This window comes from Actinoplanes italicus (genome assembly GCF_003001815.1).
Lineage (GTDB): Bacteria > Actinomycetota > Actinomycetes > Mycobacteriales > Micromonosporaceae > Actinoplanes > Actinoplanes italicus.
Window position 1 is genome coordinate 681722 of the sequence record NZ_PVMZ01000002.1, and the last position, 16386, is coordinate 698107.

The window sequence follows — 16386 nt, forward strand, 5'->3', positions numbered from 1 at the left end:
ACGGGTGCCCCCATGCATGCTTCCAAACTTCTGCGCAGAAAGCAGGTCCACCTGTTATGAGCGGTGGTGACCACCTCGACTTCGAGATCCGTCCGAACCCGGCACCCGTCAGCGACGCGGACCGCGCCGCGCTGCTGGCCAGCCCCGGTTTCGGCCGCATCTTCACCGACCACATGGTCACGGTGCGCTACGCCGACGGCAAGGGCTGGTATGAGCCTCGCGTCGAAGCCCGCGCGCCGATCCCGATGGACCCGGCCAGCGCCGTCCTGCACTACGCGCAGGAGATCTTCGAGGGCCTGAAGGCGTACAAGACGCCCGACGGTGGTGTCGCGATGTTCCGCCCCGACGCCAACGCCAACCGGTTCAACCAGTCAGCGGGCCGGATGGCGATGCCGGCCCTGCCGGTCGAGACGTTCCTCCAGTCCCTGCACGAGATCATCAAGATCGACCGCGACTGGATCCCCGAGGACCCCGAGGGCAGCCTCTACCTGCGCCCCTTCGCGTACGCGAGCGAGGTGTTCCTCGGCGTCCGCCCCGCCAACGAGTACCTCTACCTGGTCATCGCCTCCCCGGTCGGGCCGTACTTCTCCGGCGGCGTCAAGCCGGTCAGCATCTGGGTGACCCCCGACTTCACCCGTGCGGCCCCCGGCGGCACCGGCGCGGCGAAGTGCGGCGGCAACTACGCGGCCGGTCTCTCGGCGCAGGCCGAGGCCTCCGAACACGGCTGCGACCAGGTCGTCTACCTCGACGCGATCGAGCGGAAGTACATCGACGAGCTCGGCGGCATGAACGTCTTCCTCGTCCTCGACGACGGAAGCCTGATCACCCCGCCGCTCACCGGCACGATCCTGCCGGGCATCACCCGCGACTCGGTGATCAAGCTGGCCGAGCGCGCCGGCCGCAAGGTCGAGGAGCGCCCGATCAGCCTGCAGGAGTGGCGCGAGGGCGCGGCGTCCGGCCGGGTCCGCGAGGCCTTCGCCTGCGGCACGGCAGCCGTGATCACCCCGATCGGCACGATCAAGAGCGAGGACGGCGCCTTCACCGTCGCCGACGGCGGCTCGGGCGAGGTCACCATGGCCATCCGCAAGGAGCTGGTCGACATCCAGCGCGGCCGGGCCGAGGACCCCTTCGGCTGGGTCCACCGAGTCCTCTAAAACCTTTCCGCCGGTACGGAAGGAAGCGCCCACAAACGCATTCCACCCCGTCCCGTGATCCACTACGCGAGCGCTGCGGCCCGTCCAGGCCGCAGCGCGCCGTCCCGCGCAAAGCCCGTCCGCCCGGCTGTGCGCCACCGCTGTCTCGGGCGGGTTGAGGCAGCGGTGTGCGACAGCTGGTGGGTTGTGGCTGTGCGTTACCGCTGTCTCGGGCGGCCTGAGTCAGCGGTGTGCGACAGCCGGTCTGGCCTTAAGCGGCTAGTGAGCCGCCCAGGTCCTCGACTCGTTCTGCGACAGCGGCTCGCTGGATCCACTGGTCGAGTTGTTCGAGGTCGGTGCAGGCGTTGATCTTCGCGTGGGCCTCGTCGGAAACCTCGATGCCGCGTGCGGTGAGAACCGTGATGATGGAGCCTGCCCTGCCTTCAGCCATGCCTTCAGCCATGCCTTCGGCGTGCTGCTGGCGGGCCCAGTCGCTGAAGTATCGGTCTTTGGTGGCGCTCACGAGATCCTCCAGGAGCTTGCGGGATGCTGCCGGTAGATTGCCGCGCACAAAGTCATGGTAAATGCCGGCGCGGGGTGAATCGATGACCTCGAGGGCTGCGAACAGCGCCTCGAACAGCGGAATCGGGTCGGAACGGTTCGCGTGGGCGAGGGCAGACAGCACGGTCAGCTCGGGTAGCCGCCGAGCGGTATCCAGGTCGGTCACGAGTGGTGTCTGTTCTGGGCCGAAGGCCAGCGGATGGATGATTGACGGCGAGAGGCTGATGTCGATCGGCTTGGCCGCCCAGTCAGCAACCTTCTGATCAGGGCAGACGATCAGGAGGTCGACCGGGCAGCCCAGGCGGGCGTGCAGGGTCGTGACGTAGGCGGGCCAACTTCGCCGCTTCTTTTGTCGACGCGCCGTTGCACTTCGACGACGACCGCGAAGACGATCTCGCCCATCCGGGTCAGGGTGACGACGGCGTCGGCCCGGTATTCGGTGGGGGCCACGTCGGTCAGGTCGGCGGAGGCCAGGTGGGCCTCGTCGTAGTCGGGGAGGACGTCGTGCAACGGACCGTCCAGGAGTTCCGCGGCCAGGGAAGGGCGGCCGCGGAACATGTCGATGAGTACCTCATGGACCTGTGAGGGCATGGGGTTAGCGTACCGCTAGATGCTCCTTGAAGGGTAGTCGCTTACCATGCTGTCGCACGCCTAGTGCGACTCGGGGGCGGTGAGCAGGTGTGACCGCATCGAGTGCAGTTCGTCGTCGGTGAGGCCGATGTCCTTGGCGTAGGCCTCGACCGAGCCGTGCAGGCCGCGCAGGTCGTCGAGGAACATCTGCATGGCCTCGGCGGGGGAGTGGAACATGTGCTCGTTGCCGCGCAGTGTCTCCGGGCTGGCCTGCATCAGGTACTCGGTGAGCGGGCGCATCGCCTCGGTGGTCAGGGCGTAGTCGGCGGCGATGTCCTCGTCGGACACCCCGAGCAGCGACAGGGTCAGCGCGCAGACCGTGCCGGTGCGGTCCTTTCCGGCCATGCAGTGCACCACGACGGGCGCGGCCACCGGGTCGGCGATCACGCGCAGTGACTCGGCGATGCCCTCGCTGCCGTCCTCGACGAAGTTGAGGTAGCGGTCGGCGAGCCAGCGCGGGTGCAGCGCGTCCACGGGGCGTTCGAGGCCGTCCCACTCGACGTGCCGGATCACCAGGTTGTGGTAGTCGACGCCGTGCTCCTCGGGGACCCGGCCGAACTTCTCCACCTCGAACTCGCGCCGCAGGTCGATCACGGTGCGGATGCCCAGGGCGGCGAAGGCCTCGCCGTCGGCATCGCGCATGCGGTGCAGCGAGTCGGCTCGGAACAGCCGCCGCCAGCGGACCCTCCGCCCGTCGAGACCGGCGTAACCGCCCACGTCACGGAAGTTGTAGGCCTTCGAGAACGGGATGCTTCGTGAATGAGATTCGGCCGCCACGGCTCCAACCTATCCGGCGACGGCGACCCCCTCACCGGTTGATTTCGTCACTCCCGTCGTCCCACTCAGTGGATTTCCGGCTCCTGTCGTCCCATCTCGTGGCATGCTTCGGACCGTGACCCACACCGTGCTGATTATTCGCACCTAGCGCGCCGGCTGACTTCTCGCCGACGCGCAGACCTCCCGCATCCGCGGGGGGTCTTTTTGTTGTGGTCGTGGGTGATCGACGGAAAGGACTCCGATGGACTACCAGGTGTTCGACACGACGCTGCGTGACGGCGGGCAGCGTGAGGGAATCAGCTACACGGTCGCCGACAAGCTCGCGGTCGCACGCCTGCTGGACGAGTTCGGTGTGGGTTTCATCGAGGGCGGCTGGCCGGGCGCCATGCCCAAGGACACCGAGTTCTTCGAACGGGCGAAGACCGAACTGGACCTGAAACACGCGGTCCTCGTGGCGTTCGGCGCCACCCGCAAGGCGGGCGTCGACGTTGCCGAGGACCCCCAGGTCAAGGCACTGCTGGATGCCGGGACTCCGGTCGTCTGCGTGGTCGCGAAGTCCGACATCCGGCACGTGGAACGGGCACTGCGCACCACCGGCGACGAGAACCTGGCCATGGTCCGCGACACCGTGCGGCACCTGGTCGCCAACGGCCGCCGGGCGTTCGTCGACTGCGAACACTTCTTCGACGGCTTCCGGTACGACCCGGAGTACACGGCCAGCGTCGTGAAGGCCGCGATCGAGGCAGGCGCCGAACGGGTCGTCATGTGTGACACCAACGGCGGCATGCTTCCGTCGATGGTGACCAAGGCGATCAACGAGGTCGTCGAGCGGACCGGCGTGACCCCGGACCGGCTCGGCATCCACTGCCAGAACGACACTGCCTGCGCCGTCGCGAACACGGTCGCCGCCGTCGAGGCCGGTGTGAAGCACTTCCAGTGCACGGCCAACGGGTACGGCGAGCGCCCCGGCAACGCCGACCTGTTCGCCACGGTCAGCAACCTGCAACTCAAGCTCGGGCTGAAGGTCCTACCGGACGGATGCCTGGAGAAGGCGACGCGGGTCTCCACCGCGCTCGCCGAGATCGCCAACATCGCCCCCGACACCCACCAGGCCTACGTCGGGGCTGCCGCATTCGCTCACAAGGCGGGGCTGCACGCGAGCGCGATCAAAGTGGATCCGCTGCTCTACAACCACGTCGACCCGTCGGTTGTGGGCAACGACATGCGGATCCTGGTAACGGAGATGGCCGGCCGGGCCAGCATCGAGCTCAAGAGCCGTGAGCTCGGACTGGACCTGGCCGGCCACCCGGACACCCTGACCTCCGTGACCCGGAAGGTCAAGGACCTGGAGGCGACCGGTTGGTCGTTCGAGGCCGCTGACGCCTCGTTCGAGCTGCTGGTTCGCAGCGAACTGCCCGGTGCCGATCTGGCACGCCCGTTCACCCTGGAGTCGTACCGGGTGCTCGTCGAGCATCGCGAGGACGGCACGGTCGTCTCCGAGGCGACGGTCAAGGTCCGGGTACGCGGTGAACGTGTGATCGCCACGGCCGAGGGCAACGGCCCGGTCAACGCGCTGGACGAGGCGCTGCGCACCGCGCTGACCGGCCACTACCCGCACCTCAAGTCGTTCGAGCTGACCGACTACAAGGTGCGGATCCTGGAGGGCAGCCACGGCACCAACGCGGTGACCCGGGTGCTGCTGGAGACCAGTGACCACAACCGCGAGTGGACGACCGTCGGCGTGCACGAGAACATCGTCGAGGCCTCCTGGACGGCTCTGGTGGACGCCCTGACCTACGGCTTGGCGCGCACTTCCGCTCCGGCCTGACGCTGATCCCGGGCGGCGGCTCTGATCAGTTCGATCGCCGCCGCCCGTGGCATCGGGTCCAGTTGGCTGCCGTCCCGCAGCCGGAGGGCCACCTCACCTGACGACGCCTCCCGGGCGCCGATCACGGCGATGTAGGGCACCTTGCGGTTGTCGCGGATGCGCGCGCCGACCGAGCCGTCGTGAACCACGTCGACCCGCAGATCGGCGGCCTCCGCGGCGAACGACCGGGCCGCCGCGTCCTGGTCGGCGCCGATCGGCAGCACGGCCAGCTGGACCGGCGCGTACCAGACCGGGAATGCGCCCTCGTGCACCTCGATCAGGTGCCCGAACAGCCGCTCCATCGACCCGGCGAGGCTGCGGTGCACCATCACCGGCCGCTTGCGTTCGCCGCCCGCGTCCACGTACTCCAGCTCGAACCGCTCCGGCTGGTGGTAGTCGATCTGCACGGTCGCGAGGGTCCACTCCCGGCCGGACGGATCGGCGACCTGGATGTCGATCTTCGGGCCGTAGAACGCTGCCTCACCCGGCACCGCCGCGTACTCCACCCCGGCATCGGCCAGGGCTCCACGCAGCAGGGACTCGGCTCGTGCCCAGGAGTCGTCGTCCCCGCCGTACTCCTTTCCCGGCCCGCGCAGCGACAGCTGGTAGGAGACCGGGCCCATGCCGAGCGCGGCGTGCACCCGCCGCATCAGTGCCAGCACGCCGGCCACCTCGGCGCCGGCCTGCTCCTCGGCGCAGAAGATGTGCGCGTCGTTGAGCAGCATCTGGCGCACCCGGGACAGGCCGCCGACCACGCCGGACCGCTCGGCCCGGTACATCGGGCCCAGTTCGGCGATGCGCAACGGCAGTTCACGGTACGACCTGCCGCGCGACCGGAAGATCAACGCGTGATGCGGGCAGAGGCTCGGGCGCAGCACCAGCTCGTCGTCGCCCAGCCGCATCGGCGGGAACATGTCGTCGGCGAAGTTGCGCCAGTGGCCCGACAACTCGTACATCCGGCGTTTGCCGAGCGCCGGCGAGTAGACGTGCCGATAACCGGCCCGCCGCTCGAGATCGTGCAGGTAGGACTCCACCTCGTGACGGGCGGCCGCGCCGGCGGGCAGCCAGAACGGCAGGCCCGCGCCGATCAGCGGGTCGGAGTCGAAGAGGTCCAGCTCGCGGCCGAGCCTGCGGTGATCGATGGACATTTCTGGGTCTCGCTCTCATCGGGGACCCCGGACGACAAAGCCCCGGGCATGTCGCCCGGGGCCGGTCGTCGCTTCTAGCTCAGCATCGACTCGTCGCCGGGACTTCCCGGCGTGGTCGTCATCGCGCTGAGCATCATGCCCACGATGCTAGGGAGCGTCGGTGCGGCGGGCCAGCCAGTTTTCCGACAGGAGCTGGTAGAGGTAGTGGTCCTGCCAGGTGCCCGCGATCTTCAGGTAACCCGGTGCCATCCCGAACCGCTCGAAGCCGGCACGTTCGAGGACGCGCTGCGACCGTACGTTATGAAGCATGGTGCCCGCCTCGACCCGATGAAGGCCATAAGTGAGGAATGCCGCCTCCAGCACCGCCGCGACCGCCGCGGTCGCGACGCCGCGCCCGGCGGCGTCGGCGGCCACCCAGTAACCCAGATTGGCCGACTGGAAGGCGCCGTGCACGACGTTGGAGAGGTTGACCCGGCCGATGATCCGGCCGCCCTCGACGATCGCGTGCGGCAGCGCGTTCCCGGCCCGCAGCGAGTCGGAGATGACCTGCCACTGCCCCTCGGTGGAGTAGTAGCTCTCCTCACGCAACGGATCCCACGGGGCGAGGTGTTCCCGGTTGGCCCTGATCAGGGCCGCCATCTCCTCGGCGTCGACCGGGCTGATCAGACGGATCGTCACGTCGCTCATGCCGCCGGAACCGTCACCCATGCGATCACCGCGCGGTGATCGGAATCCTTCACATCGTGCACCTGGACATCTTTCACGCCGATGCGCTCATCCACCAACACGTGATCGATGGTCACCGGTGGGATCGGATCGGAGTCGTACGGCCCCCAGGTCGCGATCCAGCCCTTGCCGACGGCGTCGGCCGCGTCCCGGTAACCGGTCGCGATCACATCCCGAAACTGCTTGTGGTCGAGGGTCGCGTTGAAGTCACCGAGCAGGATCTTGGGCAGGCCGCCCTCGGCGGGCACCAGGTCGCGCAGGTCGGCCGACCAGCCGGAGATCGTGTCCGGGTGGGACGGCGCGAGCGGGTGCACCGACTCGACGTAGATCGTCCCGGCGCCTGGCACCTGCACCGCCGCGTGCGCCTGCTGGAAACCGCCGTCGTTGCGCTTGGCGGCCTGTTCGGCGAAGTCGTAGCGCGAGTACAGCCCGGAGCCGCTCGCACCGGGTTCCGGGGCGAGCTGCTGGAACGGCAGGATCGCCTCCAGCCCGGCCGCCTTCAGCGCCGCCTGGCTGCCCTCGGTGAACTCCTGGAGGGCCAGCACGTCCACCCGGTTCTCCCGGACCAGCCGGACGACCTCGAACGCGTCGGCGCCGCCGAACAGCACGTTCGCCGTCATCACCCGCAGCTCGACCCCGGTGGACGGGCCCCGGTCGCCGTCAGTGACCAGACGCGGTACCACGGCCGCTCCGAACCCGAACGCGATCAGCACCCCCGCCGCCGCCGTGACCCACCGGCGGGTGATCAGCGCCACGATGGCCGGGAGCAGGGTCGCGGCCGCCACGTACGGCGTGAAGGCCAGGAACTGGACCCAGAGGCCGGCCTGCCAGCCGGACGTGCGGGCCAGCAGCCAGATCGCCGCCGGGACGAGGGACAGCCAGAGCAATACAGTCCAGACGACGCGTCTCCGACGGGCCGGTCGAGCCACGGGCGGTGCGTCGGTGATCGTCATGGCGGCGACGTTATCCGGCCGCCGCCACCCGCCACCGGTGAACGAGGCCCAGGTCACATCATCCAGATATCGCCATATTCGCAGGTGGAGCCGGGTGCACGGCGAACGCCGCACACCCGGTCCGCCCGTCAGATGTCCGAGTCGACCAGCTCGCCGAACTCGCCGAGCTCGTCCCGGATGACCGCCCCGTCACCCTCGACCACCAGGGTCAGGGAGTCCACGGCCAGGTGCTCGGCGGCCGCCTTCGACACCTGCTCGACACTCGCTTCCAGGTATTCGGTGCGCAGCGTCTCGTAGTAGTCGTCCGGCAGACCGTGCACCACCAGCGTGGACAGGGCGCCGGCGATCGCGCCCGGCGTCTGCATCTCCACCGACAGCTGTCCGGCCCGCCACGAACGCGCCACCTCCAGCTCCGCCTCGGTCACGCCCTCGGCCTGGGTGCGGGCGATCTCACCGAGCGTGTCCCGGATCGCCGGAGCGGTCACCGCGGTCTGCACCCCGGCGGCCACCTCGAAACGACCCCAGCGACGGCTCATGGCGTACGACCCACGGATGCCGTACGTGTACCCCTTCACCTCACGGATCAGGTGGTTCAGGCGGGACGTGAACGCGCCACCCAGCACCGTGGCGGCCAGCGTCATCGGCACGTAGTCGGGTGTGGCCCGCTCCGGCGCCCGGTGCCCGAACCGCAGCGTCGACTGCACCGAGTCCGGCCGGTCCACCAGGATCGTGCGCCGTCGCGGCGGCAGCAGCACCGGAAGCGGCCCGGACTGCTCCAGCAGCTCGCCCGAGGTGCCCTCGAACGCCGCCTCGGCCAGTGCCGCCAGATCGAGGGCGTCGAGGTCACCGGCGACCACCAGCACACCCGGGCGGCGCAGCCACGCCTCGTGGAAGGCCAGCACGTCGTCGACGGTCACCGCGGCCACCGAGGTGGGATCGCCGTGCAGCGGACGGCTGTAACGCCCCTCGGCGCCGAACAGGTCGGCACGCAGCGCGGCGTCGGCGCGGGGACCCGGCTGCGCCCAGTCCATCCGCAGGGCGGTCACCTCGTCGTCGCGGACCCGGGCCACATCGGCGGGATCCAATTTCGGCGTACGGGCAGCCTCCGCGGCCAGGCGCACGGCGTCGGCCAGCAGCGGGCCGGGCGCCGACACGCCGACCCGGAACGTGTCCCAGTCCACCGCCGGTGAAAGTTCGGCGCCGAGACTCTCCAGCGCCAGGGCGTACGCCGCCGAATCGCGCTTGCGGGTGCCCTCCTCCAGCGACTTGGCGAGCACGGTGGCCGTACCCTCGCGGCCGTCGGACTCGCGGGCCGCGCCCGCGTCCAGCAGCAGCAGCGCGCTGGCCAGGATCTGTCCCGGCAGGTGCGCGGCGATGATCGTGCCGCCGTGCGCGGTCACCCGGCGGATCACCGGGAACGCGTACGGCCGGGCCGCACCGGTGCCCGGTCGGGTGGTGACGAGGCTCATGAGGGCTCCCCGGGAACGTAGGTGAGGGTGACACGGGACTCCGGACGCAGCACCTGCCTCGCCGCCTCGGTGACGTCGTCCGAGGTGACCGCCAGCCACTTCGGCAGACGGTCCGCGGCCGTGGCCGGGTCACCGAACTGGGTCGCGTACCGCCCCAGCAGGTCGGCACGGCCGCCGACCGTCGAGACGCCCCGCCACCAGGCGGTGGTGAGCAGCGCCTTCGCCCGGTTCAGCTCGTCGTCGGTCACCGGCTCGTCGATCAGGCTCTGCACCACCTCGGCCAGGCCCGCCTCGAGGGTCTCCAGCGAGACGCCGTCCTTCGCGGTGGCCGTGATGATCAGCGGGGCCGGGGCGTGCGCCAGGTCCACCCCGTAGGCGCCGATGTAGTCCGGCTGGGCGATCCGCGCGCCGTCGGCGAGCCGCTGGTAGAGCCGGCTGCCCCGGCCGCTGCCCAGCACCATGGAGAGCACCGTCACAGCGTCGTATCCGGCCGTCCCGAACGGGAACGTCCGGTGAGACAGGTAGATGCGGGCGGCCGGCACCTTCGCGGTGACCGACTCGCGTACCGCCTCGGTCGCCGGACCCGGCAGCGAGCCGTCCGGCGCGGCCGGGATGTCCGGAACCGTGGCGATCGCGCCGAAGTACTTCTCGGCCAGCGCGAACACCTCGGCCGCGCTCGTGTCGCCGACGACCGTCAGGACCGCGTTGTTCGGCGCGTAGTACTGCTGGTGGAACGCCTTGAACGTGTCCAGCGCGGCTCCGTTCAGGTCCTCCATCGACCCGATCGTCGAGTGGTGGTACGGGTGGCCCTCCGGATACAGCAGCGGCAGCAGACGCAGCCAGGCGTCGCCGTAGGGCACGTTCTCGTACCGCTGACGCCTCTCGTTCTTGACCACCTCACGCTGGTTGTCCAGCGTCTCCTGGGTGAGCGCCGGGACGAGGCCGCCCATCCGGTCGGCCTCCAGCCAGAGCGCGAGCTCCAGATGCTCGGACGGCATCGTCTCGAAGTAGTTCGTCCGGTCCGGGTTGGTGGTCGCGTTGAGCGAGCCACCGTTGCCCTGGACCAGCTTCATGTGCTCGGTCTTCTTCACGTGCTGCGAACCCTCGAACATCAGGTGCTCGAAGAGGTGCGCGAACCCGGTCTGACCTGGCGGCTCGTGCCGGGAGCCGACGTCGTACCAGAGGTTGACGCAGACGACTGGCGCCGTCCGGTCCTCACTGACGACGACGCGCAGACCGTTCGCGAGCCGCGTGGTTTCGATGGGCCACGGATACCCGGTCGTGGCGACCGGTGCGGATGGTGACGTCACCCGACCAATCTTGCCCTGTCCGACACGAATCCGGTTTTACTACGTGGCGCGCGATCATGATCGGGTGCGATGCTGGGCGGCGTGCTAGAGGACGTACGGGTGAACGACCGCCTGACCATCCCGGCGGCCGAACTCTCGTGGCGGTTCTCGCGCGCGAGCGGCCCGGGTGGTCAGGGCGTCAACACCACCGATTCGAGGGTCGAGCTGTCGTGGGACGTGCTCGGCTCCGACCTGCTGCCCCCGATGCTGAAGGAACGCGCCGCCGACCGGCTCGGCCCACGGCTCGTCAACGGTGTCATCACGATCACCGCGGCCGAGCACCGTTCGCAGCTGCGCAACCGGGAAGCGGCCGCCGACCGGCTGGCCGGGCTGATCGCCGGAGCCATCGCCGCGCCGCCCCGGGCCCGCCGCGCCACGAAGCCGACCCGTGGCTCCGTCGAGCGCCGCATCGCCGACAAGAAGCGCCGCGCCCAGACCAAACGCAACCGGCGCGGCGACCAGGACTGACCGGATGCGTTTCCGGTTGTACGCCCACCCGGCCCCGGTGATCCTGGCCGGTCGGTCCGTCCCGGCCCCGGACGGTCTGCACGTCGAGGCCGCGGGTGGTTTCCGGCTCCGGTGCACCGCGACCGCGGCGATGTTCGAGCCCCTGCCCGGCAGTGTGCTGCGCGTCCGCTCGGCGGACGGCGTACCGCTGCCCGGCAGCGACCGTCCGGTGACCGGGTTCACCATCGCCAACGAGACCGGCGCCGACCTGGCGATCTGGCTGGAGACGGCCGGCTTCCACTTCGTCCTGCCCGCCGGGGCCACGGTTCCGGCCGCCTGCGTGACGCCGCGGCCGGACGGAGCCGGCACGTGGGACGGCGTGGGCGAGATCGTGTCGGAACCGGGCCTGCTCCAGTTCTTCGAACTCGCCGACGTCAGCTTCGTGCTCGGGATGCCGGACGGGTCCGTGCTGGAGGCCTACCACCCTGCCGATCCACTGATCGCGGCGATGCTCCGGGAACTCGGTTACGAGGCGCGGTCACGGAAACACGGAGGCGCCGAGGGGCGCCCCGAGCACGTCTGCGTCGAGGGCCGCTTCGTCAGCGCTGGTTGAAGGGGGCGACCGCCTCGCGGTTCTGTGCGGCGGCGTCCGGGCCGAGCAGCGCCTCGCAGACGCGGATCAGGCGGCTGCGCAGAGCGGCCGCGCGGCGGGCGAGCTCGCGCTGCCGGGCGACGTACTCCGCCTTGCCCTCCGATGTTTCGATCTTGACCGGGGGGTGGCCGTAGGAGGCCAGATCGTAGGGGCTGGCCTGCATGTCGAGCAGGCGGATCTCGCCGGCCAGGGCGAAGCAGTCCAATGCCAGGGCGCCGGGGACGGCGGGACCGAGTTTCTGCGCCCACTTGTGCACGTCCATGGCGGCATGCAGACAGCCCGGCTGGTCGAGGTCGACCTGGGTGGCGCGGGTCGGCTGCAGCCGGTTGAGGCCGACCGCCTCGGGTGTGAAGAACCGGAACGCGTCGAAGTGGGTGCAGCGGATGGTGTGCTGCTCGACCACCTCGTCGGTGCCGGCCTGGCCGAGGCGCAGCGGCAGCTCGTGGCGGTGCTCGTGGTCGCGGTAGACCATGGCCCACTCGTGCAGGCCGAAGCAGCCGGAGAAGACCGGGCGCGACGCCGTGGCGGTGAGCAGGCCGTGAATGTAGCGGACGCTCTCGGCCCGGGCGTGCATGAACGCGTCCTGATCGAGGGTGACGACACCGTCGGGATAGGACATGTAGAACTTCCACCCGGCGTGCTCGGCCAGGCCGTCGGGCGCCGCGGACAGGCCGGTGCCGACGCCGGGGTGCCAGCGGCGCAGCAGGGACGGGCGGGTGCCGTAGTAGTCGTAGAGGAAGTCCTCGATGGCGTGCTTCTCGCCCGCGGCGCGGCGAGCACGGTGGCCCGCGGTCATCTGGTCGGCGCGCTCCGAGTGCGCCCGGGCGAGGGGAATCCAGGTAACCGAGGGCAGCGTGGTGGTGAGTGCCCTCACCTGCTTGATCCCCATCGCACCAATGTATCTAGCCGAGGCGATCAACACGATCACCGTTTGGCGCGAATGAGTTCCGCCACGGAATTTGGCATGAGAGACGTACGCCGATGTGTAGTAGATGTACTACATCCTTGATAGTGTGCTGGACATGACAGGATCGGTTTTGGCCGCGGGCGACACGGTCGACACGCCGAGGGCGGGCCCGGTCATCGAGGTCCGCGACCTCCGGATGCGTTACGGCGACAAAGAAGTGCTGGTGGGCGTCGACTTCACGGCGGCCGCCGGCGAGGTGGTCGTGTTGCTCGGGCCCAACGGCGCCGGCAAGACGACCACGATCGAGATCCTGGAGGGCTTCCGGGTTCGCTCCGGCGGGCACGTCCTGGTTCTGGGCACCGATCCGGCCGACGGCGACGAGCACTGGCGGTCCCGGCTCGGCGTGGTGCTGCAGTCCTGGCGTGACCACGGCAAGTGGCGGGTTCGCGAGCTGCTGGCCCATCTCGGTGCGTATTACAAGGACTACTCCACTCCCGGCCGGGCACGCCCGTGGCCGGTCGACGAGCTGCTCGAGGTGGTCGGTCTGACCGCCGCGGCGGACACCCGGATCGCCCGGCTCTCCGGTGGCCAGCGTCGCAGGCTCGACGTGGCGATCGGCATCGTGGGGCGGCCCGAGCTGCTCTTCCTCGACGAGCCGACGGTCGGGTTCGACCCGGAGGCCCGGCGCGAGTTCCATGACCTGGTGCACCGGCTGACCGATGTGGACTCGACGACGATCCTGCTGACCACGCACGACCTCGACGAGGCGGAGAAGCTCGCCGACCGCATCCTCATCCTGACCCGCGGGCAGATCGTCGCGAGCGGTTCGGCCGACGAGCTGTCCCGGCAGGTGGCCGGCGAGTCGGAGATCCGGTGGACGTGTGACGGCCAGCGGTTCGTGCATTCGGCCGACGACGCCACCGGGTTCGTTCGCGAGCTGTTCCGTCAGCACGGCGACGCGATCGGTGATCTGGAGGTCCGCCGGTCCAGTCTGGAGGAGACGTACATGAAACTGGTCCGAGCCGCCGAGGGGAGCGCGTGATGACGATGAGGATCGTCCGGCTGGGCCTGTCCCGCGGCCTGGTCGAGATGCGTCAGACACTGACCAACGGCTTCGACGTCTTCGGGTACCTCCTGCCCGCCCTGCTGCTGGTCGGCACGCTGTTGCTGATGCGCGACGACACCATCCCGGGCACCGACTTCAGCCTCGGCGCGCACAGCCTCGTCGGGTCGCTCGGCATGCTCACCGCGATCGGCGGCGTGATGACCACCGCGCAGTACCTCGCGATGGACCGGGAGGACGGCACCCTGCTGCGGGCCAAGGCCACACCGAACGGGATGACCGGCTATCTGATCGGCAAGATCGTCCTGGTCGCCGGGGTCACCGTGATCGGATGCGTGTTCGTCCTGGTGCCGGGGATGTTCCTGGTGGACGGGTTGCGACTCGACATGGCCGGTCTCCTCACCCTGCTCTGGCTGGCGCCGCTGGCCTTCCTCGCGACCATGCCCTTGGGCGCCGTGCTCGGCTCGCTCTTCGACAGTGCCCGGACCGTGTCGGTCCTCATGCTGCCGATCATCGGGGTGACCGCGGTCTCCGGCATCTTCTACCCGATCACGGCCATGCCCGGCTGGTTGCAGGGCGTCGCGCAGATGTTCCCGATGTACTGGCTAGGGTTGGGGCTCCGGTCGGCGCTGCTGCCCGGTTCGCTGGTGGTCGCCGAGCTCGGCGACTCGTGGCGGCATCTGGAGACGTTCGCGGTGCTGGGGGTGTGGTCGGTGATCGGGCTCGCGCTCGCGCCGGGGATCCTGCGGCGGATGGCCCGCAGGGAGTCGGGTTCCGCGGTGGCCGCGCGCCGCGAGCGGGCGCTGTCCCGTGTGACGGTCTGAGGGCGCCTGTGGGTAGCAGTGAGATCACGTACAACCGGATCGCGATGCTGCGCGCCGAGCGTGGCATCACCCGGCGGCAGCTCGCCGACGCTCTCGGGGTGCACTACCAGACGGTGGGCTACCTGGAGCGCGGCGAGTTCAGTCCCAGCCTCCACCTCGCGTTGCGCATCTGTGCCTACTTCGAGGTGCCGGTCGAGGTGGTCTTCGCCCTGGAGCCGTTCCCGCGGCTCGGCGCGGAGACCCGGCCGGCATAGGTCCGGCGGCGCGGCTTGTCTTCCCGCGGCTCCGTGCCGGGATTCGACCGGCATAGGTTGTAGGGGAACGCCCGCACCGCTAGAGATGGGAATACCCCGTGCGCTTCGCCCGCTTTGTCCACCCTGGTGGAGTTTCGTTCGGCGTCGTCGAGGGCGACAGCTCCTCCGGACTGACGGTGGCCGAGATCGACAGCATCCCCTTCAACGAGGTGCGCTTCACCGGCCAGCGCTGGGCACTGGCCGACATCCGGCTGCTCGCCCCGATCTTCTCCAGCAAGGTGATCGGAATCGGCCGCAACTACGCCGACCACGCCGCTGAGATGGGCAACGAGGTCCCCAAGGAACCGCTGATCTTCATCAAGCCGTCCACCTCGGTGATCGGCCCCAACGACGCCATCCGCATCCCTGCCGTCACCGAGCAGGTCGAGGAGGAGGCCGAGCTCGCCGTCGTGATCGGCGCGTCCGGCGCCCGCCGGGTCGACCGGGCCGGCGCCGAGAAGGCGATCTTCGGCTACACGTGTGGCAACGACGTGACCGCCCGTGACCTGCAGCGCAAGGACCCGCAGTGGACCCGGGCCAAGGGCTTCGACTCGTTCTGCCCGATCGGCCCGTGGATCGTCACCGGCCTGGACGTCAGCGACATCGAGGTGCGCTGCGAGGTCGGCCGCGACCCGGAGAACATGGAGGTGCGCCAGATCGGGCGTACCAAGGACATGGTCTTCGACATTCCGAGCCTGATCTCGTACGTGTCACATGTCATGACGCTGCTGCCGGGCGACGTCATCCTGACCGGCACGCCGGCCGGGGTCAGCAGGATCGTGCCGGGAGACACCGTGTCGGTCAGCATCCAGGGCATCGGTGAGCTGCGTAACCCGGTCGTCTCGCTGGACTGAACGTTCTATCCCGTCGAGCAACAGGGCCAGGCCGTAATCGAAAGCGGTCTGGCCCTCGTCGTCGAACCCGCCCGCGTTCCACAGCGCGGTCATCGCCGGGTGGGTCTCGACGTCGAACCAGTCCTCCCAGAACTCGCCGCGCTCCAGCCACCACGCCTCGGTGGACTGCCCGCTGGTACGGCTCAGCCGCGCGTCCTCACCGGCCTGGCGGGCGAACGCGTAGACGTACGTGGTGATCGAAAGTGCCGCCCGGTTGATCCCCTCGCTCGGCAGCCCGGCCGCGGACATCGTGGCGATCATGAACTCCCGCTCCGCCATCGTGCCCGGACCGAGCGGCGGCCGGACCAGTGAGACCTCGGTCAGCCAGGGATGGATCAAGAACATTTCCCGGGTACGCGCGGCGAACAGCACCGCCCTGTCGCGCCAGTCCTCGTCGCCCGCGGTCAGATCGCGCGCCAGCAGCGCGTCGTCGACCATCAGCGCGACAAGATCAGCGCGCGACGGCACGTACGTGTAGATCGTCATCGTCGCGACCCCGAGGCCGGCCGCCACGCGTGCCATCGAGGCCGCCTCCAGGCCGTCCGCGTCGGCGATCCGGATCGCGGCGGCCACCACCGCGTCGACGCTGAGCCGTGGCGGGCGTCCGGCGGCCTTCTTTGCGGGCCGGGTCCGCCGCCAGAGCAGTGGGAAATTCTCCATGATTCCGTATACCCTACGGGAAACAGTTTCCGTA

At 69.6% G+C, this 16386-nt stretch carries 17 protein-coding genes and 1 pseudogene; 8 read left to right on the top strand and 10 right to left on the bottom strand.

The window, feature by feature from the left end:
* Positions 1–56 precede the first annotated feature (56 nt).
* Positions 57–1154, top strand: coding sequence for a branched-chain amino acid aminotransferase (locus tag CLV67_RS07055; RefSeq protein ID WP_106316316.1), 1098 nt, complete (start codon positions 57–59; stop codon positions 1152–1154).
* A 250-nt stretch (positions 1155–1404) separates the two neighbouring features.
* Here the strand turns inward: CLV67_RS07055 and CLV67_RS07060 are convergent, their stop codons facing one another.
* From CLV67_RS07060 to CLV67_RS07070, 3 genes are all read right to left on the bottom strand, one after another.
* On the bottom strand, positions 1405–1860 hold the full coding sequence (locus CLV67_RS07060; protein WP_106316317.1) for a hypothetical protein: 456 nt from the start codon (positions 1858–1860) through the stop codon (positions 1405–1407).
* A gap of 110 nt (positions 1861–1970) precedes the next feature.
* Complete coding sequence (locus tag CLV67_RS07065; protein ID WP_106316318.1) at positions 1971–2285, bottom strand: hypothetical protein; 315 nt, start codon at positions 2283–2285, stop codon at positions 1971–1973.
* A 60-nt stretch (positions 2286–2345) separates the two neighbouring features.
* Positions 2346–3101: a tyrosine-protein phosphatase gene (locus tag CLV67_RS07070; protein WP_106316319.1), complete on the bottom strand. Its 756-nt coding sequence runs from the start codon at positions 3099–3101 to the stop codon at positions 2346–2348.
* Between the two features lie 241 nt (positions 3102–3342).
* On the opposite strand from CLV67_RS07070, the gene cimA reads away from it, so the two are divergent.
* Complete coding sequence (cimA, locus tag CLV67_RS07075; protein WP_106316320.1) at positions 3343–4929, top strand: citramalate synthase; 1587 nt, start codon at positions 3343–3345, stop codon at positions 4927–4929.
* Here cimA and thrS read toward each other — a convergent pair.
* The 5 genes from thrS to CLV67_RS07100 form a co-directional block, all read right to left on the bottom strand.
* Complete coding sequence (gene thrS / locus CLV67_RS07080) at positions 4896–6116, bottom strand: threonine--tRNA ligase (RefSeq protein WP_106316321.1); 1221 nt, start codon at positions 6114–6116, stop codon at positions 4896–4898. The genes cimA and thrS overlap by 34 nt on opposite strands.
* Positions 6117–6263: 147 nt before the next feature.
* Positions 6264–6824, bottom strand: coding sequence for a GNAT family N-acetyltransferase (locus CLV67_RS07085; protein ID WP_239165985.1), 561 nt, complete (start codon positions 6822–6824; stop codon positions 6264–6266).
* Positions 6800–7795: an endonuclease/exonuclease/phosphatase family protein gene (locus CLV67_RS07090; RefSeq protein ID WP_106316479.1), complete on the bottom strand. Its 996-nt coding sequence runs from the start codon at positions 7793–7795 to the stop codon at positions 6800–6802. The genes CLV67_RS07085 and CLV67_RS07090 overlap by 25 nt, the downstream gene beginning before the upstream one ends.
* A gap of 128 nt (positions 7796–7923) precedes the next feature.
* Positions 7924–9264, bottom strand: a complete 1341-nt coding sequence (locus CLV67_RS07095; RefSeq protein ID WP_106316322.1) for a M16 family metallopeptidase — start codon at positions 9262–9264, stop codon at positions 7924–7926.
* On the bottom strand, positions 9261–10574 hold the full coding sequence (locus CLV67_RS07100) for a M16 family metallopeptidase (protein WP_106316323.1): 1314 nt from the start codon (positions 10572–10574) through the stop codon (positions 9261–9263). The genes CLV67_RS07095 and CLV67_RS07100 overlap by 4 nt, the downstream gene beginning before the upstream one ends.
* Before the next feature lie 69 nt (positions 10575–10643).
* On the opposite strand from CLV67_RS07100, the gene arfB reads away from it, so the two are divergent.
* Both arfB and CLV67_RS07110 read left to right on the top strand, forming a co-directional pair.
* Positions 10644–11081: an alternative ribosome rescue aminoacyl-tRNA hydrolase ArfB gene (arfB, locus tag CLV67_RS07105; RefSeq protein WP_106316324.1), complete on the top strand. Its 438-nt coding sequence runs from the start codon at positions 10644–10646 to the stop codon at positions 11079–11081.
* Between the two features lie 4 nt (positions 11082–11085).
* A complete protein-coding gene (locus CLV67_RS07110) occupies positions 11086–11673 on the top strand; it encodes a hypothetical protein (RefSeq protein WP_106316325.1) in 588 nt (195 codons plus the stop codon).
* Here CLV67_RS07110 and CLV67_RS07115 read toward each other — a convergent pair.
* Positions 11660–12601, bottom strand: a complete 942-nt coding sequence (locus CLV67_RS07115) for a 3-methyladenine DNA glycosylase (protein ID WP_106316326.1) — start codon at positions 12599–12601, stop codon at positions 11660–11662. The two genes, CLV67_RS07110 and CLV67_RS07115, sit on opposite strands and share 14 nt — an antisense overlap.
* 133 nt (positions 12602–12734) lie before the next feature.
* Between CLV67_RS07115 and CLV67_RS07120 the strand changes: the two genes are divergently transcribed.
* The 4 genes from CLV67_RS07120 (at position 12735) to CLV67_RS53185 (ending at position 15653) form a co-directional block, all read left to right on the top strand.
* The gene (locus CLV67_RS07120) at positions 12735–13661 is read left to right on the top strand and encodes an ABC transporter ATP-binding protein (protein ID WP_106316327.1); all 927 of its coding nucleotides are present in this window, start codon (positions 12735–12737) and stop codon (positions 13659–13661) included.
* A complete protein-coding gene (locus CLV67_RS07125) occupies positions 13661–14506 on the top strand; it encodes an ABC transporter permease (protein WP_106316328.1) in 846 nt (281 codons plus the stop codon). The genes CLV67_RS07120 and CLV67_RS07125 overlap by 1 nt, the downstream gene beginning before the upstream one ends.
* Positions 14507–14550: 44 nt before the next feature.
* Positions 14551–14760, top strand: a complete 210-nt coding sequence (locus CLV67_RS07130) for a helix-turn-helix transcriptional regulator (protein WP_203736862.1) — start codon at positions 14551–14553, stop codon at positions 14758–14760.
* Between the two features lie 98 nt (positions 14761–14858).
* Positions 14859–15653, top strand: a complete 795-nt coding sequence (locus CLV67_RS53185) for a fumarylacetoacetate hydrolase family protein (RefSeq protein WP_106316329.1) — start codon at positions 14859–14861, stop codon at positions 15651–15653.
* 12 nt (positions 15654–15665) lie between these two features.
* Here the strand turns inward: CLV67_RS53185 and CLV67_RS53190 are convergent.
* A pseudogene (locus CLV67_RS53190) lies at positions 15666–16352 on the bottom strand (TetR/AcrR family transcriptional regulator); the annotation flags it as partial.
* Positions 16353–16386: the final 34 nt, after the last annotated feature.